This is a genomic window from Chamaesiphon sp., from assembly GCF_041737865.1.
Classification (GTDB): domain Bacteria; phylum Cyanobacteriota; class Cyanobacteriia; order Cyanobacteriales; family Chamaesiphonaceae; genus Chamaesiphon.
This window is the reverse complement of sequence record NZ_JBGSQZ010000258.1, coordinates 1-22,528: the sequence shown is the minus strand read 5'-3', so window position 1 is coordinate 22,528 and position 22,528 is coordinate 1. Positions and strand designations below refer to the sequence as shown.

Annotated in this window: 25 protein-coding genes; 20 read left to right on the top strand and 5 right to left on the bottom strand. The window is 45.7% G+C overall.

What is annotated here, in order from left to right; all coding sequences use genetic code 11:
• Nucleotides 1–615 precede the first annotated feature (615 nt).
• The 5 genes from ACEW9J_RS19410 to ACEW9J_RS19390 all read left to right on the top strand — a co-directional run bounded on the left by ACEW9J_RS19410 (nt 616) and on the right by ACEW9J_RS19390 (nt 5,516).
• Nucleotides 616–1,050, top strand: coding sequence for an AMIN domain-containing protein (locus ACEW9J_RS19410; RefSeq protein WP_373546742.1), 435 nt, complete (start codon nt 616–618; stop codon nt 1,048–1,050).
• 23 nt (nt 1,051–1,073) lie between these two features.
• Nucleotides 1,074–2,585 carry an N-acetylmuramoyl-L-alanine amidase gene (locus ACEW9J_RS19405; RefSeq protein WP_373546741.1) on the top strand — a complete coding sequence of 504 codons (1,512 nt, stop codon included), beginning with the start codon at nt 1,074–1,076 and terminating at the stop codon, nt 2,583–2,585.
• A 44-nt stretch (nt 2,586–2,629) separates the two neighbouring features.
• Entirely contained in the window at nt 2,630–3,466 is an 837-nt protein-coding gene (murI, locus tag ACEW9J_RS19400; RefSeq protein ID WP_373546740.1) for a glutamate racemase, read from the top strand.
• Between the two features lie 179 nt (nt 3,467–3,645).
• Nucleotides 3,646–4,617 carry a solanesyl diphosphate synthase gene (gene sds / locus ACEW9J_RS19395; protein ID WP_373546739.1) on the top strand — a complete coding sequence of 324 codons (972 nt, stop codon included), beginning with the start codon at nt 3,646–3,648 and terminating at the stop codon, nt 4,615–4,617.
• Between the two features lie 200 nt (nt 4,618–4,817).
• Nucleotides 4,818–5,516, top strand: coding sequence for a RibD family protein (locus tag ACEW9J_RS19390; RefSeq protein ID WP_373546738.1), 699 nt, complete (start codon nt 4,818–4,820; stop codon nt 5,514–5,516).
• 66 nt (nt 5,517–5,582) lie between these two features.
• Here the strand turns inward: ACEW9J_RS19390 and ACEW9J_RS19385 are convergent, their stop codons facing one another.
• From ACEW9J_RS19385 to ACEW9J_RS19365, 5 genes are all read right to left on the bottom strand, one after another.
• Entirely contained in the window at nt 5,583–6,188 is a 606-nt protein-coding gene (locus tag ACEW9J_RS19385; RefSeq protein ID WP_373546737.1) for a chorismate lyase, read from the bottom strand.
• Nucleotides 6,189–6,293: 105 nt separating this feature from the next.
• The gene (locus tag ACEW9J_RS19380) at nt 6,294–6,782 is read right to left on the bottom strand and encodes a hypothetical protein (protein WP_373546736.1); all 489 of its coding nucleotides are present in this window, start codon (nt 6,780–6,782) and stop codon (nt 6,294–6,296) included.
• A 352-nt stretch (nt 6,783–7,134) separates the two neighbouring features.
• A complete protein-coding gene (locus tag ACEW9J_RS19375; protein ID WP_373546735.1) occupies nt 7,135–7,794 on the bottom strand; it encodes a DUF4033 domain-containing protein in 660 nt (219 codons plus the stop codon).
• 234 nt (nt 7,795–8,028) lie between these two features.
• Nucleotides 8,029–8,178: a chlorophyll a/b-binding protein gene (locus tag ACEW9J_RS19370; RefSeq protein WP_373546734.1), complete on the bottom strand. Its 150-nt coding sequence runs from the start codon at nt 8,176–8,178 to the stop codon at nt 8,029–8,031.
• A gap of 104 nt (nt 8,179–8,282) precedes the next feature.
• Nucleotides 8,283–8,444: a chlorophyll a/b-binding protein gene (locus ACEW9J_RS19365; RefSeq protein ID WP_373546733.1), complete on the bottom strand. Its 162-nt coding sequence runs from the start codon at nt 8,442–8,444 to the stop codon at nt 8,283–8,285.
• 220 nt (nt 8,445–8,664) lie between these two features.
• On the opposite strand from ACEW9J_RS19365, the gene ACEW9J_RS19360 reads away from it, so the two are divergent.
• The 15 genes from ACEW9J_RS19360 (at nt 8,665) to hisF (ending at nt 22,264) form a co-directional block, all read left to right on the top strand.
• The gene (locus ACEW9J_RS19360; protein WP_373546732.1) at nt 8,665–11,934 is read left to right on the top strand and encodes a glycoside hydrolase family 15 protein; all 3,270 of its coding nucleotides are present in this window, start codon (nt 8,665–8,667) and stop codon (nt 11,932–11,934) included.
• A gap of 326 nt (nt 11,935–12,260) precedes the next feature.
• Nucleotides 12,261–12,542, top strand: coding sequence for a hypothetical protein (locus ACEW9J_RS19355; RefSeq protein ID WP_373546731.1), 282 nt, complete (start codon nt 12,261–12,263; stop codon nt 12,540–12,542).
• Between the two features lie 122 nt (nt 12,543–12,664).
• Nucleotides 12,665–13,084: a hypothetical protein gene (locus ACEW9J_RS19350; protein ID WP_373546730.1), complete on the top strand. Its 420-nt coding sequence runs from the start codon at nt 12,665–12,667 to the stop codon at nt 13,082–13,084.
• A 96-nt stretch (nt 13,085–13,180) separates the two neighbouring features.
• Nucleotides 13,181–13,801, top strand: a complete 621-nt coding sequence (locus tag ACEW9J_RS19345; RefSeq protein WP_373546729.1) for a signal transduction histidine kinase (STHK), LytS — start codon at nt 13,181–13,183, stop codon at nt 13,799–13,801.
• 42 nt (nt 13,802–13,843) lie between these two features.
• Complete coding sequence (locus ACEW9J_RS19340) at nt 13,844–14,314, top strand: BON domain-containing protein (protein WP_373546728.1); 471 nt, start codon at nt 13,844–13,846, stop codon at nt 14,312–14,314.
• Nucleotides 14,315–14,553: 239 nt separating this feature from the next.
• Nucleotides 14,554–14,823, top strand: a complete 270-nt coding sequence (locus ACEW9J_RS19335) for a GlsB/YeaQ/YmgE family stress response membrane protein (protein ID WP_373546727.1) — start codon at nt 14,554–14,556, stop codon at nt 14,821–14,823.
• Nucleotides 14,824–14,897: 74 nt separating this feature from the next.
• Nucleotides 14,898–15,242 (top strand): hypothetical protein, encoded by a 345-nt coding sequence (locus tag ACEW9J_RS19330; protein WP_373546726.1) that lies wholly within the window; start codon nt 14,898–14,900, stop codon nt 15,240–15,242.
• A 142-nt stretch (nt 15,243–15,384) separates the two neighbouring features.
• On the top strand, nt 15,385–16,059 hold the full coding sequence (locus ACEW9J_RS19325; RefSeq protein ID WP_373546725.1) for a hypothetical protein: 675 nt from the start codon (nt 15,385–15,387) through the stop codon (nt 16,057–16,059).
• Nucleotides 16,060–16,116: 57 nt separating this feature from the next.
• Nucleotides 16,117–16,440 (top strand): hypothetical protein, encoded by a 324-nt coding sequence (locus tag ACEW9J_RS19320; RefSeq protein WP_373546724.1) that lies wholly within the window; start codon nt 16,117–16,119, stop codon nt 16,438–16,440.
• A 164-nt stretch (nt 16,441–16,604) separates the two neighbouring features.
• The gene (locus tag ACEW9J_RS19315) at nt 16,605–16,775 is read left to right on the top strand and encodes a YqaE/Pmp3 family membrane protein (protein ID WP_373546723.1); all 171 of its coding nucleotides are present in this window, start codon (nt 16,605–16,607) and stop codon (nt 16,773–16,775) included.
• 52 nt (nt 16,776–16,827) lie between these two features.
• Nucleotides 16,828–17,328 carry a phage holin family protein gene (locus ACEW9J_RS19310; protein ID WP_373546722.1) on the top strand — a complete coding sequence of 167 codons (501 nt, stop codon included), beginning with the start codon at nt 16,828–16,830 and terminating at the stop codon, nt 17,326–17,328.
• A 47-nt stretch (nt 17,329–17,375) separates the two neighbouring features.
• On the top strand, nt 17,376–17,651 hold the full coding sequence (locus ACEW9J_RS19305; protein WP_373546721.1) for a hypothetical protein: 276 nt from the start codon (nt 17,376–17,378) through the stop codon (nt 17,649–17,651).
• Between the two features lie 76 nt (nt 17,652–17,727).
• On the top strand, nt 17,728–20,565 hold the full coding sequence (locus ACEW9J_RS19300; RefSeq protein ID WP_373546720.1) for an MFS transporter: 2,838 nt from the start codon (nt 17,728–17,730) through the stop codon (nt 20,563–20,565).
• A gap of 348 nt (nt 20,566–20,913) precedes the next feature.
• Nucleotides 20,914–21,234, top strand: coding sequence for a hypothetical protein (locus ACEW9J_RS19295; RefSeq protein WP_373546719.1), 321 nt, complete (start codon nt 20,914–20,916; stop codon nt 21,232–21,234).
• Between the two features lie 262 nt (nt 21,235–21,496).
• Nucleotides 21,497–22,264 carry an imidazole glycerol phosphate synthase subunit HisF gene (gene hisF / locus ACEW9J_RS19290; RefSeq protein ID WP_373546718.1) on the top strand — a complete coding sequence of 256 codons (768 nt, stop codon included), beginning with the start codon at nt 21,497–21,499 and terminating at the stop codon, nt 22,262–22,264.
• Nucleotides 22,265–22,528: the final 264 nt, after the last annotated feature.

The following is a 22,528-nucleotide window of genomic DNA, read 5'->3' as shown; positions in this document are numbered from 1 at the left end:
GCCAGCAATACCACAAACCGCGATCCACCTGTTTAAAGTATATTAGCTGGCAGTCGGAGAAGTCGCTAGCCGAATCAAATTTAGGCTCGATGGCAAATTTGACTTTAGAGATCGAAGTAACTAATACAAAAATCTTAAATTAGTTATTCAAGTCAAAACAGTGGGAATCCTATGATTAGCTTCGATCTCAGCTAGGTTGGAACTACTAGCCGTATTCGATCGTCAGATTGACGATAAAGTGCCAAGAGATGGCTGAAAATTAGATTTCCTCAGCCCAATGCTCTAAATCTAGTGCTGGTGTAATGGAAACCTAGTTAGCGATGTTGGTGAAAATAAGCTAAACAGTTGGAGCCACTGAGCGGTTTTGCCGCCTAAGTTTGGACCCAGATGTCAAATTTATGGTATCTTACCACAGAGTCCTAAAGTGTTAATCTTTGGCAGCAAACAGCAACAATCTGCCAGATCTGTTCATCTTTAATGAGTGTTGGCAATCGATCGCCGCTCGCGCTCCACTGTGACGTTATCGTTCCACAACGTAGTCGGAGACAGTCGCTTTAGATTGGCACATCTCCCATAGAGAAAGGCAAATGAGTTCACGGTCAGGGATGTAATATAGTGAGATTTCAGTTTTTACTTTTTAGTGTATTTAGTTTCTGTCTACTAGCTATCCCCGCTGATGCTGGTCAGTTGGCATCATGGAAGTTTGATGCGGGTAGAAATCGATTAGATTTCAAGACGGATGCTGGGGTTCAACCCAAAGCAGTCATGCTATTCAATCCTACTCGCCTAGTCATCGACCTTCCAGGCATCGAGTTTGGAAAGCCAACAATTACCCAAAAATTAACAGGTAACTTTAGATCGTTGCGTGTGGGTCAATTTGATGGCAGCACGACCAGATTGGTACTAGAGTTGCAACCTGGATATACCCTCAACCCCAAACGAGTTCAATTTACTGGCGAAAATCCGATCGACTGGTATGTGACGATCCCAGTGCCCGAACGGGGCGCGACGGGCATCCCAACTCTGTCCCCATCGAACTCGCCCAGATAATCCGCGTCATAGGAGTAAATGCTTTGAAATACAACTGGTTATTACCCAGCGTTTTTAGTTTCATGATGGTATCACTACCAGCGACAGCCGCCGAAATCCTGTCGTGGCAGTTTAATGCAGCCGAAAACCGGATTGATTTTACCACCAGTACGGCAGTGAAACCAGAAGCACAAATGCTGGCTAACCCCAGTAGATTGATTATCGATCTGCCAGAGACTAGACTCAATCAGCCCACATCTTCCCAACTACTCAGTAATGGGATCAAGTCCCTTAGAGTAGGTCAATTCGATCCCGATCGATCGAGAATGGTCTTAGAACTGGATCCAAAATACTCAATCGACCCCCAGCAAGTACTGATCCAAGCCAGTACAACCAGAAAATGGTCGATCCAACTGCCCACTCCCCAACCGATTGAATCTTTTCCGCGTGGTGCTCCAAGTGGCCCTGTCGCTGTTTTTAACGAAAACGGTCAAATTGTCGTAGCACAACCCTATCGTCCAAAACCTGTGGTGATTGCGAGTACGACTTCAAGCACGACGGGAAGTACAGCGTCAGTCAATTATATCGCCCTCGATCCGACTCGAACTGGCATTTTGGTTCAAGCCGATCGCCAGAGTAAAACACAGCTCAAATATACAACTGGGTTAGATATCCGGTCGGGTAGTTATCAGGTCGTGATTCCCAATGCTAGATTGGCTCCTGGCTACCAAGTTCCTGGCGATTCACAACGTTATCTGACTGTCAGTGCTCAGGGAGACGATATTTCGATCCTCGTTCGCCGTGCAGATGGGGTAAAAGTCGATATCGTTCGCCAGTATCTAGACAATCGTTGGGTGTACTTACAGCCCCTGTCAGGAGCTACTCCACGGATTGCGGTTAACCGCCCGCCAGTCGCCGAAGTACCGCTGAATGTGCCTAAACCGACATCCGACCGTCCTGCACCCAAGCAGGATAATTCCCCCTCAGTTAGACCGAGCAATGGACGAGTGTTGGTGATGATCGATCCTGGGCATGGGGGCAAAGATCCTGGCGCAATTGGTTTGGGTGGATTGCGGGAGGTAGATGTGATTTTACCAGTCGCCAAAAGAGTTGCCGAAATTCTCGCCAAACAGGGGATTGCGGTCAAAATGACGCGCAATAGCGATTATTTTGTCGGATTGGACGAGCGGGTGGTCATGTCTAGAGAAGCAGGCGCGACTTTATTTGTGAGTATTCATGCCAACGCGATCGATAATCGTCCCGATGTCAATGGCTTGGAACTATATCACTATAATATTGGGCAATCTTTTGCTGAAACCGTACACAGCAGTATCTTGGACTATGTAAATAAGAATGGTTTCTATTTAAACGATCGTCGCGTCCGATCTGCGCGATTTTTGGTCTTGCGAAAATCCGCCATCCCCGCTATTCTAGTCGAAACTGGTTATTTGACTAGCGAAGCAGAGTCATCACGCCTCCGCCGCGATGATTATCAAAAAGTGATGGCCGAAGGCATCGCCAAGGGGATAATCCAGTACATCAAGGATCGGAACTAATCGATCGACCACTTCATCTATTTACTCGATCTTTCTAGCGTAATATGCAAGACCGACTTACTTCTACCCCGCATCAGTCAGACGAAATTGCCAGAATTGGGGTATTTGATAGTGGAGTGGGAGGATTGACTGTCTTGAAAGAAATCTATCGCCAACTTCCCCATGAATCAGTTTTGTACTTTGGAGATACTGCTAGAGTCCCGTATGGTACTCGCAGTGCAGCAGAGATTTTAAAATTTACGCGCCAAACGTTGGACTGGATGGTTCAACAACGGGTCAAGATGGCAATTATGGCTTGTAATACCAGTTCTGCCCTAGCTCTAGAAACCGTTCAAAGTGAATACGATCTGCCGATCCTCGGTGTGATTTTGCCTGGAGCTAGAGCTGCTGCTCTCCAGGGACGCAGGATTGGGGTGATTGCTACTCCTGCTACAGTCAATAGTAATGCCTACCTCCACGCGATTCTAGAAGCAAATCCGCGCACGCAGATATGGCAAGTCGCCTGTCCTAAATTTGTCCCCATCATCGAACACAATCGGATCGCCGCACCGGATACGCTCCAGATCGCTACAGCGTATATTCAACCCCTACTCGATCGATCGATCGATACTTTAGTCTATGGTTGTACTCATTACCCTCACCTCGAACCCGTATTGCGGCAATTTGTCCCTCGCACGATCCAATTTATCAACCCTGCCGTTGCGGTTGTCACCGCCGCCGCTAACGAACTAAATCTGCTCGGAATTCAAAGCCACTGTAAAGCTATGCCTACTAAATTTATTGTCAGTGGCGACCCAGCCCAATTTACTCAAATTGCCAGCCAATGGTTGCCCGCGCCCCTAGTTCAACAGATAATTTTACCAACCGTGACGGTTTCTTAACTAAATAAGAGCGATCGCAATGAGCGTGAAAACTCAAATCTATCCCCGATTCCTGGCTGTGGACAACTCGTCCGGCTGTCTCCCCTCCCCGATTCCTAGCTACCTATTCCCTATGTAGAGGAAAAATAGCTTAGAATGTATGTAAACTTTCGTAAACTCTCCTCTGAGCCGCTCGATCGATGACCTCAGTGAAATCCGTATTTGCTCCTGTTGAAACTGACCTCCAAGTTTTGACAGAGAACCTCAAAAATCTCGTCGGTGCCCGTCACCCAATTTTGTACGCAGCAGCCGAGCATCTATTTGGGGCTGGCGGCAAGCGCGTGCGCCCAGCTATCGTCTTGCTCATTGCCCGTGCAACGATGCCTGGTGAAGAAATTACCCCGCGTCATCGCCGACTCGCAGAAATCACCGAAATGATCCACACGGCGAGTCTAGTCCACGATGACGTAGTAGACACCGCTGACACCCGCAGGGGCGTACCCACAGTTCACAGCCTATTTGATAATCGGATTGCCGTACTCGCAGGTGATTTCCTCTTTGCTCAGTCATCTTGGTATCTGGCGAACTTAGACAACCTAGAAGTAGTCAAACTGCTCTCACAGGTGATTATGGACTTAGCTGAAGGCGAGATTCAGCAGGGACTAAATCAATTTGAAACTGATTTCTCGATCGAGGCTTACCTAGAGAAGAGTTATTATAAAACTGCCTCCCTCCTTGCCAATAGTGCCAAAGCTGCTGGCTTACTCAGCGATGAGTCTACAGCGATTTGCGAGCAACTATATTTATATGGGCGTAATTTAGGACTAGCCTTCCAGATTGTGGATGATATCCTCGACTTTACCGCTTCAGATGAAGTACTAGGCAAACCTGCTGGCTCGGATTTGGCAAGTGGAAACCTCACTGCTCCGACGCTGTATGCGATGCAAGAATATCCGCAACTGGTAGAATTAATTGCGACTGAGTTTGAAGACCCGGCGGATTTGGAGCAGGCTTTGAGTCTCGTTCGGAGTAGTCAAGGGATTGCCAAATCTCGCGAATTAGCCAACCACCACGCACAGTTAGCTCTTGACCAACTGACGGGCTTAACTCCCTCAACTTCACTCCAAGCGTTATTCGATTTATCGGATTATGTATTGAAAAGGCTGTATTAAGTTAATTGATACTTCGGCTACGCTCAGTACAAGTAATTGATAATTGATAATTGGCTGATTGGGGTGAGGTTGAAATCCCCCACCTAACGGTAGATTGTTATTTGGGTGGGGATTTCAACTACTGTTCTTCGTTAAATTAGTGGTTGGTAGCTAAATTAAACCCTAATTAATTATTAACTAATTTTACTCTGTTAATCTTGATGAAAACAACTCTTGTTTTAGCAATGACCGCAGATGGGAAGATTTCAGATGTCACGAAATCACCGCCAACATTTAGTTCCGAGCGGGACTATGCTCATCTGGTCGAGCAAATAGCCTCAGCCGATGCTATTTTAGTCGGGAGCGGTACCCTCAAAGATGGCGGTAGTGTGGTGTTGGTTGAAAAGCCAGAGTTAATTCAAGCTAGAATAGATCGCGGACAACCATCCCAACCGCCACAGATTATTTGTTCTCGCAGTGGTAAAATTGATTCTAAGCTACCATTTTTTAGTCAACCGATCGCTCGCTGGTTATTGACAACTAACAGCGGTGCAACAGATTGGCAGGTAGGGGATAGTTTCAGCCGTATTCTAGTATGTGAAACTGCCGATGGTAGCGATATTGATTGGCAATCTGTGACGCTGAAACTGACAGAATTAGGTATTAAAAATATTTGCTTTCTAGGTGGAGCTGAATTAGCAGCGAGTTTATTTGCTGCTGATTTTATCGACGAGTTATGGTTGACTATCTGCCCATTTATTTATGGTGGTAGTGATGCACCTACTCCGGTGTCTGGATCTGGGTTTACTCCCGACCTGGCTCCTAAATTAACATTATTGAGTGTCGATCGAGTTGAGCAGGAACTATTTTTACACTATCAAGTTCAGAAAAAAAGCGATAGTCAAAAGTCAACTGTTTAACTCACGTCTTGCATCAAAACAAAGTTATTAGTATTGAGAGGGTAGCGAATCGTTATCAACTATCAACTAATTAATTTTACCCAAATACCGCTGAAGATAAGGCGAAAATACCTCATAAATCAGTGTCAACGGCTCACCACGATGCCAGAATAAATAGTGACGACCCCAAAATGGGCCTGTTTCTCCAAAGGCTTGAGCTAGTGCTGGCGACTCACCAGAATAAATCCCCTGCACATCTCGATACAGTTCGGTGCGTAATTTTGCTAAACTCGCCCAAATTGGCAAAGACTTATTTTCCAGATACTCATCTACATTTCGCGCTTCCCACCACGAAGTAGCATATGCTAACCTCTGCCCTGAAGCAGTTCTCAGCCAGACTTGACGACGAATTCTCGGCCCTGGGACTACCTGTAAAGAATTCGGCGCACCATCATTATCCATGCCGATCGCGGACATATCAATTACGTCTACCTCAGTTGGTTCCCCTGTCAACAGTTGCAGGTGTCGCGTCGGCGAACCATCACCGAGCAACAACATTTGCCATGCAGGTGGTAATTGCTGATGCGGTAAGCCAGTTTGGACTACTTCAGATCCCCCTTGCCAAATTGGGCTGAGTGCATTCCAGTTAGTCGTAATCAAATTTCGATCTCCGTAGTCGGTCGCAATTGTCACGATAGTTAATAAATCTTAATATTCTCTCCTATCATCATAAATGATTTGCTCGGCTCCCGACTGCTTGAACTCGAATTTGGGACTCTAGATCTGTTGTGGGAACCCTTAATTTCGATCGTGACGTTCGACAAAAGCAAACTTCGTACCTTTGATTTCGAGATCGGTGAGAATGCGATCGTATGCCTCTAGATCCCAAAGTGTCCACTTGGCTGTATCCTGGGGATCTTTACCTGCTAAAACGTGAGGATTGATAGCTAGAAACTCCTTCAGGCTGTGGATAGTCCGTCGAGCGATCGTCGGCTGATGCCAGCGGGGTTGTGCCGTTAGGGTGGCGATTTCGGCACGCATAGCTGATGCTAGGACAGCATTGCCTTCAGATTCGGCTTCTTTGAGTATTCGGTGATAGCCTTTAGGATCTTTGTAGATAAAGTTATCGATCCTCTCTACGCCTAATTTTTGAGTAATGCGATCGAGTTGCTTTAACAAATGAGGTACGGTCGAACCATAAACTAATCCTTCTGCTTGAGCATCCATCGTGGTGGGCAGTGGAGCGATTCTGCCATATTCGAGTTCGATTGTCAGCCAGTATGCCATGAAAGTCTCTACCTTTTGCTATAGGTTTATGATACCCAGGCTCGGATGTACATTATCCATGCCGCAATATTAGCCGCCATTAAATGGCAAGCTATTCGAGAAAATGGTGGTTGGGTAAAAATTCTGTGTTGACTAAAGCTAAACCTTAATCATAACTAACTAGACTGATATCGACAGTCGATCGTTCCCAACTTTTGAGCGATGAGAGCAGGCAAATTAGCTAATATAGCAACCGCTAGGGCGATTAGAACATCTCGACCATTACTGCAATACCCAAGGGCTTCTCCAAGAAGCCCTTGGGTATGCCCTAACAAGCTTGGCGGTTGCTAATATAGCAACTTGGGGTCAGTATTCAACCTAATTTTGGACAAGCTGCTGCTGTGAGATTGGCTGTGGGACATTGCCCCTTTAGGCATGGCTGCTGATAGGCGACATCTGCCTCTGGCAAAGGGGGTATTTTTCCAAAAATCATCTCACAACTGAGATCTTCAAAGTTGGGTATCATCGTGAGAGGAATCCCAAACTTTTCGGTAAAAAAAGCTTGAGTCGGTACTTTACACATATTGACGCACATCCCAACACAGCCGCTATCGGCGAGGTAACGACATTTTTCGATCTGAACGCCAGAGGGTTGAGAGCGTACTGTCCCATCTGCCAACTCGATCTTGGCTACGACTACTTCACACGGCCCTACCAACCATTCAAACATTTTGGCAGCAAACCAGGCATTGAGTACACATACCAATCGCGTCGGCGCGAAAAATGTGCGAATCGTCCAGAGGACTGGAGCGGGTACCAGCGATTGGAGTACCTGAGCAACAATCGCTTGCTGCTGTTGGGCATCACGTCCCTGCACAATTTGTTTTGACAGATCGACAAATCCACCGTAGCCACTGACTTGGGTACCCGCACCAAGTGCTTGAGACATCTTCCAAGAAAATAGCCAGATAAATAACCGATCGATTAAGTTGTCGTGATATTCTGTGACAGTTGGCACTGCTTTGGGCTGCATATCTTTACTCACCTCAAACTGTCATAATTTACTATTAACGATTTTAACTAACCCGATCGAGTTGGGGGTATTTTTTCACTAGGACGAACGTATTTTGGCTAGGTGCAAACGATTCTCTTGTCAGAGAGGCGTGCCTACGGCAGGCTATCGCCAACGCGGGAACGAGTATCCGATCGCACAAAAAAGCTGGGCATTACCCAGCTAAACTTAGATTGATTGAGGTTGTAGCGAAAATTACATTAATCCAAGAAAATGTAAGGTACCTTGTCCAGTAACAAATTCGGTGATGAGAGCAGCAACAAAGCCGATCATCGCTGCGCGTCCGTTCAATAGTTCTGCGGCGGGGGTAAAACCGAATTGTGGCTCGTCTTTTTTAGCTTGCATGGTTTTAAGTCCGGTGTATATGAAGATTTATGATTGCTTAGATCGACAAATGGAGCAAATAGATGTACAAACAGCAAGCCTTTTTGGATGTTCTCAGACTTTAATTACATCAAGCCGAGGAAATGGAGCGTACCTTGTCCGGTAACAAATTCAGTAATCAAAGCGGCAACGAAGCCAATCATCGCTAGGCGACCATTTAAAAGTTCTGCGGAAGGAGTAAAACCGAATTGTGGCTCGTCCTTTTTGACTGTCGTAGTTTTAACCATGATACTTGTAAAGATTAGTGAACTCTTATATAAACTAATGTAACGAATAAATCTAAAAATGGCAAGTCTTTTGGAATATTCGTAAACTCTCTAGGTGGCGAGATCCTATTTTCGACCTCATCGCCGCTGTAGATCGGCACTGGGCTGGCTTTGTCGAATTTTGGCGAGGCGAGAAAACAACCAGCGCATCATTGACAATCTATTATTTACGACCCACACCATGACACGTTCTCAGCAACTCGATCGATACTACCAGCAAATTCAATCGATCGTCCTCAGTCGCCAAAATCCGATTACAGGGTTATTTCCTGCGAGTACGGCAATTACGGCTCATGGTGACTATACCGATGCGTGGGTGAGGGATAACGTCTACAGTATCCTCGCCGTGTGGGGATTGGCTCTGGCGTATCGGAAAGTAGATGCACCGCCAGGGCGATTGTTTGAGCTGGAGCAGAGTGTAGTCAAGCTGATGCGGGGACTACTATTTTGTATGCTGCGTCAAGCTGACAAGGTAGAACGGTTCAAACAGACTCAATCGCCCTTGGACGCGCTTCATGCTAAGTACAATACCCACTCAGGTGATGTTGTCGTCGGGGATGATGAGTGGGGACATCTACAATTGGATGCGACTTCGCTATTTGTGCTGATTTTGGCACAGATGACCGCTTCGGGGCTACCAGCGATTTACACTTTAGATGAGGTAAATTTTGTCCAGAATTTAGTCTACTATATAGGGCGCACCTATCGGACGCCTGATTTTGGACTATGGGAACGTGGGGACAAGATCAATCATGGGAGTGTGGAACTAAATGCCAGTTCGATCGGGATGGCGAAAGCCGCGTTAGAGGCGATTAATGGGTTAGACTTATTTGGAGCCAGGGGTTCTCAAGCATCGGTGATTCATGTATTGCCTGACGAGATCGCTAGAGCGCGGTTGACACTGGCTTCTTTATTACCGAGGGAGTCGAGTTCCAAAGAAACGGATGCAGCTCTATTGAGTATTATTGGGTTTCCAGCTTTTGCAGTTACAGATCCGCAATTAGTCGATCGTACCCGTACCAAGATTGTCGATAAATTGGAGGGTAAATATGGATGTAAGCGATTTTTGCGCGACGGACATCAGACAGTATTAGAAGATAGTACTCGCCTCCACTATGAGCCAGAAGAATTACTCAAGTTTGAGGGGATTGAGTGTGAATGGCCGTTATTCTTCACTTATTTATATTTGGATGCTCTATTTAGTGGGGATGCAGCGGGGATAGAGAAGTATCGTAGCTTGCTATTGGCGGTATCGATCGATCTCAATGGCACGCAATTATTACCAGAGCTGTATTATGTGCCCCAGCACAAGATTGCGGCTGAGAGAGCCAATCCTCACTCGCAGACGCGGCTACCAAATGAAAATTTACCGCTAGTATGGGCGCAGAGTTTATATTTCTTGGGAGAGTTATTATTTGATAAGTTTCTCGCACCTGGAGATTTAGATCCTTTAGGCAGACATCTGCAAATCGGTAATAAAAGAAGAAGGACTGTGCAGATTGCTTTGATTGCTGAAGATGAAGATGTGCAGGCACAATTAGCTGAGTATGGAATTGCTACCCAAACCTCGATCCAGATCGAGCCAATTCAAGTTCGTCAATCTACAGAACTCGCCGCAGCATACGCTCAAATTGGCCGAAATGATAAACTAGGTTTAACAGGACGTCCGATTCGCCGATTGCGAAGTTTAACGACTTCGAGAATATTTACTATTTGTGGCGAGACGATTGTATTTCTACCAGCATTTTTAGATCGACAACAGTTCTATTTAACTTCTGACTACCATTTTCTGATCTCGCAAATTAAAGCTGAGATTGCTTATATTAGCGAACAGTGGACACAGTTGGGGCGACCGACACTGACGCTGTTATTAACCAAATCCTTATTGCAAGAAGGACAAGATGAGTTTCAGGGGCAGCAATATGCCTCACCATTATTAGAGTTGATTGCTGAATTCAGGCAAGGTAAATGTAATGGAGTACCCATCCGCTTGGGAAATCTCAATCAATTAAAACTCACGGCTGGAACTGAGAATATCGATAACTTACATGAGTTTAAGTTGGATCTAACTACTGTCAATCCAATGGTACAGCAGCATTACTACTTAGCTTATGCTGCCGATCGCAATCAACCATTAACTAATACTCAGGAATTTTTATTAGAAGCAGAAACCAGTGTCCCACTACTGTTAAAACAGTTAAAAGTATCTAATAATATTTATCAACAAATCGAACTACTGCATACTTTAACCCGACTAAAAGGATTAGACTTTGATACTGAATTGAGTAGTGAGGCGAAAGTAACTGTATCTGACTTATTAGATGAAGTTTACTTCAAAGCAAGTAACTTTAGTAATCGTCCTTACTGGGCGATCGTCCGCTATGCAGCAGGCTTATTAGATAAAGTAGAGATTAGTTTGTCTGATGCTGTAACGGATATATTAATTAGTGGTAAACAACTGACTGTCGGCATGGCTTATAGCGAAGCTGCTCTGATCGATCGACCGATGTCACATACAGAAATAGCCGAGAAAATTGATAAATTTTGTCGTGAAGATATTCGCGATCGAGTATTGACCCAAGAAATAATTATCTATCTGGGATTGTTAATTAAATCACAGCCAGTTTTGGTTAAAGGCTTACTAACATTAAGAGTCGGATATCTCATCGTCCTACTCACCAGTGAAATAGTGATGGAACTGGGGATTACTCAAGATGAAGCATATGAAAAATTGATGGAGCTGAGTCCCTTTGAAATTCAAACCAGACTGCACCAAGTTTTGACAGATTATCAAGGTTTAGGTAATACGGTATTTCAACAAGAATCTTTACACCTAAATCAATCTCAGCATCAAATTGAATGGATTGTCAATGCTACAGTAGATAAAGTCGATCCTGTCTCAAACTTGCAACCATCACAAGTAGTCGATTGGCGGTACCAACGGCGTAAAAATGGGACGATCGATCGTGTCGATCGAGATTTTTATCCCAATGTATGGGGATTGCTCCAGCATTGTAAGGGTTTAACGATCGGTGATAAGTTAGAAAAACGCAATCGGTTAGATAGTGAAGTAATCTTGTCAGAAATGACCCCAGGCGAGAAAAATTTTGCCTTACGCATCGAACATTTACTTAATAAAATTGTCGCACCAGAATATCGCCAACTGAACATAGAAGCTTTGATGGCACTGGCGGCTCTATCAGAACGGAATCCAGAGCTAAATATCGAAGAATATATCGTGCTGGATGTGTTGATCGGTCATGCTGTCCGCTTGGCTTGGCTGGATGCCGAACGATCGAAAACTACTCAATTCGATCGAACGGCTTTCAAACCGAGCGATTACGATCGATACAAATCATTTGCCTGGAGTGCATTTTATCAAAGCTCTCCCTCTGTCTGTGCTAGTTATATCGTCAAATCGCTCCAATTCTTGAGTCAACTGGCTGCCTGAGCTGTAGACAGTAGACAGCTAAGTGATTGAAACTCTACTGGGCACCGATCGGGAGACCCGCCCAGTGTTCTAATCACAATCGCACCTTGAGGCAGGAGGCTATAGGCTCTAAACCCTTGCTGTTCGGTAATGCTCAAATCCTCTCTATCCATTGACTCTAACCGCAATCGGATAACTCATCCAATTGAGAGAAAGTAGGATCTCCATCCAACTGCTAACATTTTGTCATTAAGAACAGTCAGTTAGTGCAATGCACTAGAGGCTGTTTTTTATTTGGGATCGATCGCTTAGCACCCAAGCATTCAATTAAGAACAGGAAATAGCTGATGGTACTCACTGAAATTAATGTTGACGATTTAAACAAGCTGATGCACCTGCGGATCGAGCGTTTGATCCACCTGTTTGCTTCGAGCTTGCCAAGTTGCCTGATTCACATCGATTCAGAGCACACTTTATCAGTCCATTGTCCCCATTCCGAAATCGTTGACGATCTACTCGATGAGTTGGAGGACTTGTGCAATCATGCGTGGCTGATTCTTGGAGCAAGTAAGATCGCCTTGTATTTCGGTCAAGAAGAAATCTTGAGTACTAACACTTATTATCGCTAATGAGTCGGCAGACAATTTGCCCACCGACGCGATCGTCTCTCGATCGATCGGCAGACAATTTAGTTAACGATATCGAAGCTAATTATCTCGATCGACTGAGTATTATATGAATCATTCAGTAGATGAAGTTATCGACAGATCCCGATCTGCTTGGGCAACTTCAAAAGTTCCTAACCACTGAATTTCCTAAGTCTCCAACTTTAAGCGGAATAAACATCATGACCATCAAAATATCTCAAACAAATCCGCCTCAAGATGAAGACGAATTGGTAAAAATAGCAGTTCCATCAGCGGGTACCGAATCTGACTCACCCACCCCTGACAGCTACGATCCCAATATCATTCCGGCAGAAACAGCAGCCAGAATGGAACGTGAGGGCGAAAACTATAAGCACTTACCCGAACATCCCCCAGGATCTGAAAGCCTGGATACAACTGGTGGTTTCACGGTTGATAAAGAAGGACTAGTAGATAACTTTGGCATCGAACCGGAAATGTATTACGAGCAACCTGGTGACATTCCAGCAGAAGACAACAAATAGACACTCGATCGCAGATTGCCTGTCTGTATCGGATCGCAGGTCGATCGAGCATCTCGACTAGGTTAATAGTTTATCAATTTTCAGGAGTGAGGAATCGTGTCAAGACAACGCGCTATCGGTACATTTTCTAATTACGAAACAACAGAAGCCGCATTACGAGATTTAAAAAATAGTGGTTTTGTAATGAATCGAGTTTCAGTAGCGGGAGCAGGTCTCGATCGCCATGCCGATCTGGCTGGAGCGAGGACAACCGATCGGCTGACAGACATCGGCACTGCCGATCCTACCGATCGTAACCCTCATAACGAAAACGAAGCAGCCGAAGATGCCAAAAAAGGAGCTTTAGCTGGTGGTACCGTTGGGGGAGTGACTGGGTTGCTCGTCGGCTTGGGTGCGCTGGCAATTCCTGGCGTCGGCCCAGTTATGCTCGCAGGTGCCGCCGCAACTGCAATTGCTACAGCGATATCCGGTAGTGCGATCGGTGCTGCTGCTGGTAGTTTAGCAGGTGGATTAGTAGGCTTAAATGTGCCCGAAGATCGTGCTAATGCCTATGGAGAGAGAGTAGAACGGGGTGGATACCTAGTGATGGTGGAAGGATCGACCACAGATATCGCCACGGCTGAAGCAGTATTTGCCAAACATCAGATTCACGGTTGGGATACTTACGATTTACCCAGCGAATCCACACCAGTCGTAGATTATTATCTAGAGCATTAGACCGGAAATCGATCGTAAGTAAAATAAATGTGAGGAGTGAACATGAATAAGCATAACGAGCGCATTGGCTTTGCCCAGCCGCTAATCCTGAGTATTTTGCTAGCTGGAAGTATATCGGCTTGCAGTACTGCATCCAAGACGGCAGAAAATGCCCCCAGCTCGACGGACACAAATGGCAAGACCTTGACATCCGAAAATGCCAACACCAATAAAGGTGATGCTCAAAGCGATATCCGCAAAAAACAGCTCGAATCAGACATTCGCGCCCGCGAACAACGCAACAACATCGGTGGCAATTCCGAAAAACGTGACACGGGAGATCTCTCTAGTGAAGTGCGGAGTAAATTAGAGGCAAATATTCCCAATGGGAAGCTTACCGTTGATGCTGAGAAAGAGAATGTGACTGTATCGGGGACAGTCGCAAACAAGGCGCAATTGGACAAAATCAAACCTTTAGCAATGCAAATCAAGGGCGTCAAAACCGTAATTGTTAAAGCTGTAGTCTCGCCATAAGGTGAGGCTGTGTGACTAAACAATAATCACCGTATAGATTTAGGGGCAGATTGAAAATGAGACTTTGGAACGATCCTAGTCAACTTTATCGATCTGCTCCTATAGTTTTTGGGAAAGAAAATTATATATCTCTCCATTGACGCCGATCGCGATCGCCCACTTCATCCACTTGAGAGAAAGGAATTTAGATTCCTGACTGGTAAATTACTATAACAGTCATATTTCAAGGAATCTTAGTTATGAATTTAATTGCTTGGGTAGTTTTAGGTTTATTAGCTGGTGCGATCGCCAAGGCAATCGTTCCTGGTACACAAGGTGGCGGTTGGTTATCAACCTTAGTTTTAGGTGTGATTGGTGCGTTTATTGGGGGTAGTTTATTCACCTTCTTCCAGACAGGAACGCTAGCATTGACAGCACCTGGATTGAGTATTCCTGGGGTATTCGTTGCAGTCCTCGGTGCAATTATTGCGATCTATCTCTACGGATTGATCTCCCGCAGCAATGTCTAAACTGTCGCATTCGCCGATTGTCAGACATTAAATTTCAATTTTCCAAGTTAACAATTAATCCAGAGGAGTCCAACATGAAATATCTTTCAACACTGCTATCTAATCTACGCCCCGTTAGGACTTTACTCGCCGTATTACTTGCTGCTGTATTGGTATTTACCAGCGGTTTGTCGGCACTGGCGGCTAAAAGTCCTGTCACCAAAGGCGTCGAACAGTTGAACCAAATCGATGAGAAATCCAAAGAGGCATTGGAGAATCCTGCCACTACCCCTGAAGAGATCGCCGATAGATCGAAAGGTGCTCTCAATGAAATCCAAGGTGGTGCTGCCGATCGAGACAAAATGTACCGCTCTAAAGATGTCACGCCGCCAGTAATCAAGCAAGCTGAAAAAGCCCTTAACAAATTGACAAAATACTAAAGCTGACACTTTTCTGCTGACAATACAATCTCGAAGTATTTCGAGCTATTTTAACCAAAAATAATCGATTTACAGCCACAGCATAAAATCAGATACCTGCATTTACCTGTAACATTCCCACCATAAGTTTAGGAGAATTATCATGGCATACACAGATAGACCAAATGACTATATCAGCGAACAACGAGCAATTCCTGTTGCTGCAACCAACTATCACGATCAGGTGCGGTGGGGTCCCATTATCGCTGGGCTGACTGTTGCCCTGAGTACGCAGCTTGTGTTGAGTGCGCTAGGTTTGGCAATTGGAGCTAGCAACGTTGGCGGCTCTGGCGCACCTCGGACGATCGCGGGTGATGTCGGTGTGGGTGTTGGGATCTGGTCGATTATTAGTTTGTTGATTTCACTATTTGCAGGTGGCTGGACAGCAGCACGTACCTCCGGCAGAATGAACCGCAACACTGCGCTATTGAATGGTGCAGTCTTGTGGGCATCGACTCTGGCACTAAGTGCCTGGTTGATTTCTAGTGGTGTCTCCGGTGCCTTTGGTGTAGCTGCTTCCAATGCTGGCAGTGTCGTCAATCAGGTTCAGCAAAATCCTGGAAATATTCCAGGCACTACTACCAATCCGACTACTGGACAAACTACCCCTAATGTACCCACGATCACCGCTCAACAAGCCCGCGACATCGCTGGTAATACTGCCAAAGCAAGTTGGTCGTTTGTATTTGGTTCGCTCTTGGGATTGGTTGCAGCTTTGATTGGATCTGCGCTGGGTGCCCGTCAACCAGTCAGAAATATCGCAATCGATCGCGATTAAGCTATACCAAAAGCCGTCTGGAATTTTCAACTATTGCATCACTACGGAAAACAACAAATGAGTATTCTAAGTAGATTTCCCGTCATCCAGGCGCAGTCAGCACGGTTGAAAACACAGTTGACTGCATTGGATCGCAGATTAGCATTACGTTATGGCGATCGATACGATAAGGTCAAGCAACAACTTGATGAAACTAAAGTCTGGTACGAAAAAACCAGAGCTGAAGCCCAAGCCAGCGGGACTATTCCCCTGGAGCAAAAGCAGGCACAAACCGATCGCCAAGTGGGTGACGCTGGTTCGGCAGCAGCCCGCAAGGAAGCAGTTATCAAGCAGCAAATTAAAGAATTGTGGCAGAGCATCAAAACTCGCCAAAGCTCCTAAATTTTAACTTTTAGATAACTGCAGAGATCTTTACCCCACCCCAGCCCTCCCCTTATAAAGGGGAGGGAGTAATTAAAAGCCCCCCCTTGATAAGGGGGGGTTGGAGGGGTAACACTAGCTTTGCCTTCTCATCGATATTTATTAAAACAACGGATTGAAAAATCATGAACTTAATACTCGGCATCTTAGTTCCACCCCTCGGAGTCTTCTTAACCTATGGAGTTGGGCCAACACTATTTATCAATATTGGACTAACTTTACTCGGTTGGATTCCTGGCAGCATTCATGCAGTTTGGGCGATCGCTAAACAGAACGAAATCAATAATTCAGTTTAAATAAAACTGAGATTTTTCAATCGAAGTTCACTCTTTTTGAGTCATAAAGAACATGAATAATAATACTATCGCATATCTCGTTACTACGTTAGCAACAGCATTGGGTCTACTAGTCATCGACACGGTTGTGCCTGGGGTAGACATTGCCAATTTTCCCGCAGCATTAATTGCCGCCGTTGTCATTGGTGGGATCAATTCGACAATTCGACCCGTGCTGTCAATTCTGTCGCTACCGATTAACTTCTTGAGCCTAGGTCTATTTTCACTAGTGGTCAATGGCGTATGCTTATGGTTAGCTGCTCTAATTGTCCCAGGCTTTGCAATACATGGCATAATTGCTTTCATTTTAGGGCCAGTAATTTTGTCATTTGCGAGTACCTTCCTGAACAATTATTTTGATGAAAAGAAAATAGGTCAATCGGTATTAAATACTGAAGCGACTGCCGAGAAAAAAATCGCTCAATCTCCGTTGGCAACTAGCCCAAGTGACATAATTGTTGAGAGAAAGATCGAGCAATCCCCAGCGGGAACTAGCAACACTGAAATAAGTTAAATCTGCCCCTCGATCGCGATCTCAACAGTTGTCTAAAAGATTGAGGTATGAATACGGTGTTAGCAATAGGTAGTAGTTCGCAATTATTGCTAGGAGTGAGTGTGATGGCGATCGGGATGGTAATGTTGCCAGCGATCGCTACGGCTCCGCAGCCGCCACAATTGGTAGTTTCCAAGCTAAATGGGCGAAACATTAATATTTTATACGTGACTCGGAGTACAGATAAAGTCCGAATGCGATGTTATCCAGGGCTACAACCGCGTTTGATTGTGAGACAGCAAGCTGCTGGCACAAAGGAAGGAATTTTAAGCTGTGGGAATTAGCCGATCGAGATCTGACAGGGATTGGCAAATAGCAATAGTTGCTCAAAAAAAGCTCGTTATTTAATGAGGAAAGACAATGTTGTCAAGTTTAGAATTTTCATCATCTTTAAGTAGTCAGTTGTTGAGATTAGCGCAAATTAGAATCGAGCCAGGGGCATTTATCGTAGATAATCCTTCTAGCCCCGAAATTTTTGTGGCACTGCTATCAGGGGTCGCGATGGCATTTGCTTTTGGGCTACTATTAACCAATCTGGGGGTGGCTATCCTCTCATCTCCAGGTACGCCCGATCTAGATAGTGACTTAGATGATGGTGATGGCGATGATGAAGGTTTGATGTCCACGATGCGGGGTATCGAAACGAAAGTTGGCTTCGCCGCACTAATCACAGTGACGTTCGCTTTATTTGCTGCTTGTTATTTGGCGGTCAAATTCAGTCTGGTAAATAATGCGTTTGATGGGGCGATCCTCGGAGTGGTAGTTTGGTCTGTCTATTTTACGCTCGTCGTCTGGCTCGGATCTAGTGCTGTCGGCTCATTGATTGGGTCGATCGTCAGCACTGCTACATCCGGTCTTCAGGGGATTATGGGCACCGCTACGACGGCTCTAGGGGCAAATGCCGCCAAAAACCAAGTCGTATCGACAGCCGAAGAAGTTACTGCTGCTGTCCGCCGCGAACTGACATCAGGATTCGACCCCAGCAGCATTAAAAAGACATTGCAAAGCTCTTTAGGTAACTTACAATTACCTGGTGTGGATGTAGACAAAATCGGCTCTCAGTTCGAGAAACTGCTCAAAGAGTCCGATCTTAAAGATCTTGCCAATAATGATTTGCTCAAAAATATCGATCGCCAGAGCTTTGTAGACTTAATTAGCAATCGCACTGACTTCTCTAAACAAGATATCAACCAAATAGCTGACAGACTCGAAAGCACCTGGAAGCAGCTTTCCAGCAAAGACGGTAACAGCGATGTCGCCAGTCAGCTCACCAGTCTCCTCAAATCGGCAACACCAGAAGATCTCAACACTGACGAATTAGCTGGCAAACTTCAGCAGATCGTCAAAGGATCTAACCTCAACGATGGTAACGGTGGTAGCTTTGTCAACCAAGCCTTGCAACTCGGTCTGAGTTCGCTCCTCGGTCGGGTACTACAAAATGCTAATGTCTCCGATCTGGATGTCGAGAAAGTTTCCGGTCAGATTAATAAGATCAAAGCGTCAGTATTAGGCGGTCAATCCGAGCAGCACGACCAACCATCAGCCGACACCAAAATCAAACCATTTAGTGTCATTCGGGCAGATCTAGAAAACTACATCCTGTTTGCACCACCGTGGGAACTCAGTCAAACAGCAGTCAAACAACAATTCAAGGATGTTGTTTATGACCCACAGGCAGATCCAGCCACCGTGCGGAAAGAATTGGAGCAGATCGATCGTAATTACTTCGTCGAAAAACTCTCACTGCGGGACGACCTCCAACAAAACAGTATTGACAACCTCTGCAACTATCTCGAAGAAGCTCGGACTGAGCTATTGGATACCAACACGGCTGAGTCACAATCTCCCTCGCCAGTCCAAAAACAAGCTCAAGATTTGCGGACTAAGGTCGAAACCTACCTTCGCGACACGAATAAAGATGAGCTGAACCCAGAAGGCATTCAGCGCGATCTCAAAGCCTTATTTGAAGATCCCCAAGCTGGGGTAAGTGCCCTCAAAGACCGACTCGGACAATTCGATCGCGATACGATCGTTCAGCTCTTGAGCCAGCGTCAAGACTTGGATGAGGCTCAAGTCAATCAAGTACTCGACCAAGTTGAATCAGTTCGCACCAAAATCCTCGAAGCACCTCAACAAGTGACCGAGCAAGCTAAAGCTCAGTACGAGAAAACTACTGCTGCGCTGACAGAATACCTGCGGAAAACCAACCTCGAAGAACTCGATCCAGAAGGCATCCAGCGCGACCTTAAAAAGCTCCTAGATGACCCCAAAGCAGGTGCAGGTGCCTTGCGCGAAAGGTTGTCCCTAGTCGATCGAGAAACGCTCGTCAAACTGCTTACCCAGCAAGGTAATCTCACTGAAGAACAGGTCAACCAAACAGTAGATCGCGTTCAATCAGCCATCGAATCGATCGTCAGAGCACCTCGCCGCCTCGCCACTCGCGCCCAGAAACAAGCAGCCGAATTTGGATCTAGTCTCGAAAGCTATCTGAAAAATACCCAGAAAGAAGAGCTAAATCCCGATGGTATCAAGCGTGACTTGCAACTATTGCTCAAGCAGCCTGGAGCTGGACTTGAAAATCTCGGAGAGCGGCTCGGACAATTCGATCGCGACACCCTCGTCTCGCTCCTCTCGCAACGTGAAGACATCAGCGAAGAAGAAGCAAACCGGATCGCCGACCAAGTAGAATCGACCTATAAATCGATCGGCGAGCAAATCAAAAAAGTCCAGGAAACCTTCCAATCGGCGGTAGATAGCCTCTTTGGTCAAGTCCGCGACTACCTCAACGCCCTCGATCGACCCGAACTCAACTACGAAGGTCTGCAAGCCGACTTTAGTAAAGTGTTTGACGACCCCCAAGCCGGATTTGAAGCACTTGGCGAACGGCTGGGACAATTCGATCGTGAAACCCTCGTCGCCGTCCTCAGCTCTCGCGAGGATATCTCTGAAGCTGATGCCAACCGGATTATCGACAAGATCGAAGAAACCCGCGATGGTGTCCTCAGTCAAGCACAGCGCGTTCAGCAAGAAGTCAAAAAACGCTACAAAGCCGTCAAAAAGCAAGCCAAGCAACAAGCGATCGAAACTCAACAGATCGCCGCAGGTGCCGCTTGGTGGCTATTTAGTACCGCTCTGACCTCCTTGGTTGCGTCCGCTGCTGCTGGGACGATCGCGGTCAATGGACTGGGTTTTCTGTAAGCCTCTGAGACTGTAACGATCGCCAATAACTCTATATAAATCGCTCCTACTTTTGACAATTGGGGGCGATTTGGCGATGGGAGCGATCCATCCCCTTCTATTCCATTCGGTGCGTTACCATGCGGGGTAACACACCCTACCATATTCTTACAAATCACAATATCGTTATTTTTAAAAACTAAATAGTCCTCTCTATCGCCTAACTTCAGTCAGAAGTCCATCCACCTTTTGATAGAACGTTTACCGCGAACTAAATGATAATCTGACGTTAAAGGTTTGACGAACGGTGGTAGTAACTTGAACTTTGTAATCATAGTTCGTGCAGCTAATCTGCATAGGAGATCTAACATGAAAAAAATATTAAATTCGATCGAGCATCTATTTATTAAGAGCTTGTGGGCATTTGGATTAGCGACTGTAATCTTCGCCGCAAGTTTCATCCTACCCCAGTTCAGTTATGCAGCAACTCCAGCCAAGCAGGTTGCTGAAAAAGTAATTCAACCATTTGAATTGACAAATCCCGCAGCAACTCGATCCGAAGCCTACGACGAAATTGCCAAACTCAACAAAGATCCTAAAGCACTAATCGCTGCCGAAAATAAAGAAGAGCAAGCAGAAGAAAAAGCTTACGAACAAGAACAAAAAACGCTCGGCAGTATGAAAAAATAACCAATCGAACACCATTAATCAGAGCAGTATCATTAAAATACTGCTCTGTTTTGTTTTGCTAATAAGTAATATGTAATTGCGGAACATATTTGATGTAGGGTGTGTTAGGCGCAAGCCGTAACGCACCAGTGTCTTACTAAAAAATATGCCAAGCGATCGACTCAAATATCCGCAACATGTCGATCGCGATCTAAAATGAGATACCTAGATCGCTCACAGGTAATCTTCCTGCGGTGGTTAATTATAGCAACGAGATGTCCAGATGTTAGCCAAAAGAATATTACCGTGTCTAGATGTCAAAGCTGGACGCGTAGTCAAAGGAGTCAACTTTGTCGAACTCCGAGATGCTGGAGATCCAGTCGAACTCGCCCAAGTCTATAACGACGCGGGAGCCGACGAGCTAGTATTTCTCGATATCACCGCCAGCCACGAAGATCGCGATACGATGATCGATGTGGTTTATCGTACCGCCGATCGGATCTTCATCCCCCTCACCGTCGGCGGGGGTATCCAATCCCCAGCCAATATCAAAGACTTACTCCGTGCGGGAGCCGATAAAGTCAGCCTTAACTCAGCAGCAGTAAGAAATCCCGACTTAATCAACGATGCTAGCGACTTATTTGGCGACCAATGTATTGTAGTCGCGATCGATGCCAAACGCCGCCCCGATCCCACTAATCCTGGCTGGGATGTCTACGTCAAAGGCGGACGCGAAAACACCGGACTAGATGCCGTCAAATGGGCGCAGGAAGTCACCAAACGCGGTGCGGGAGAACTTCTCGTCACGAGCATGGATGCAGACGGCACCAAGGCAGGATACGACCTCGATCTGACGCGATCGATCGCCCAATCCGTCCAGGTGCCAGTCATTGCTTCCGGTGGCGCGGGCAACTGCGAACACATCTACCAAGCCCTCACCACCGGACACGCTCAAGCCGCATTACTGGCTTCCTTGCTCCACTATGGCGAACTCACTGTAGCTGAGATTAAGGACTACCTTCATCGCCAACAAGTGACGGTTAGGATGTAGACTGGTGCGATCGATTTAGTGCAGCAATTATCAAAATTTAGACCCCAAAAACTGTAGGGATCGGGCAGACGATTTCATTGTAGGTATTGTTTTGTTAAATTGCATAACTTTTGAGATTGTCAGGTATGATTGGGATATTAATTTAGATCTAAATTAATGTCCTAATCGAGGTAAATAAGCAAGATGACATTTCCAAGTAAAAATTATAACCTAGCAATTGCTACAATTGTCAGTATTTCAACGATCGCGATCGCCGCTGTAGCT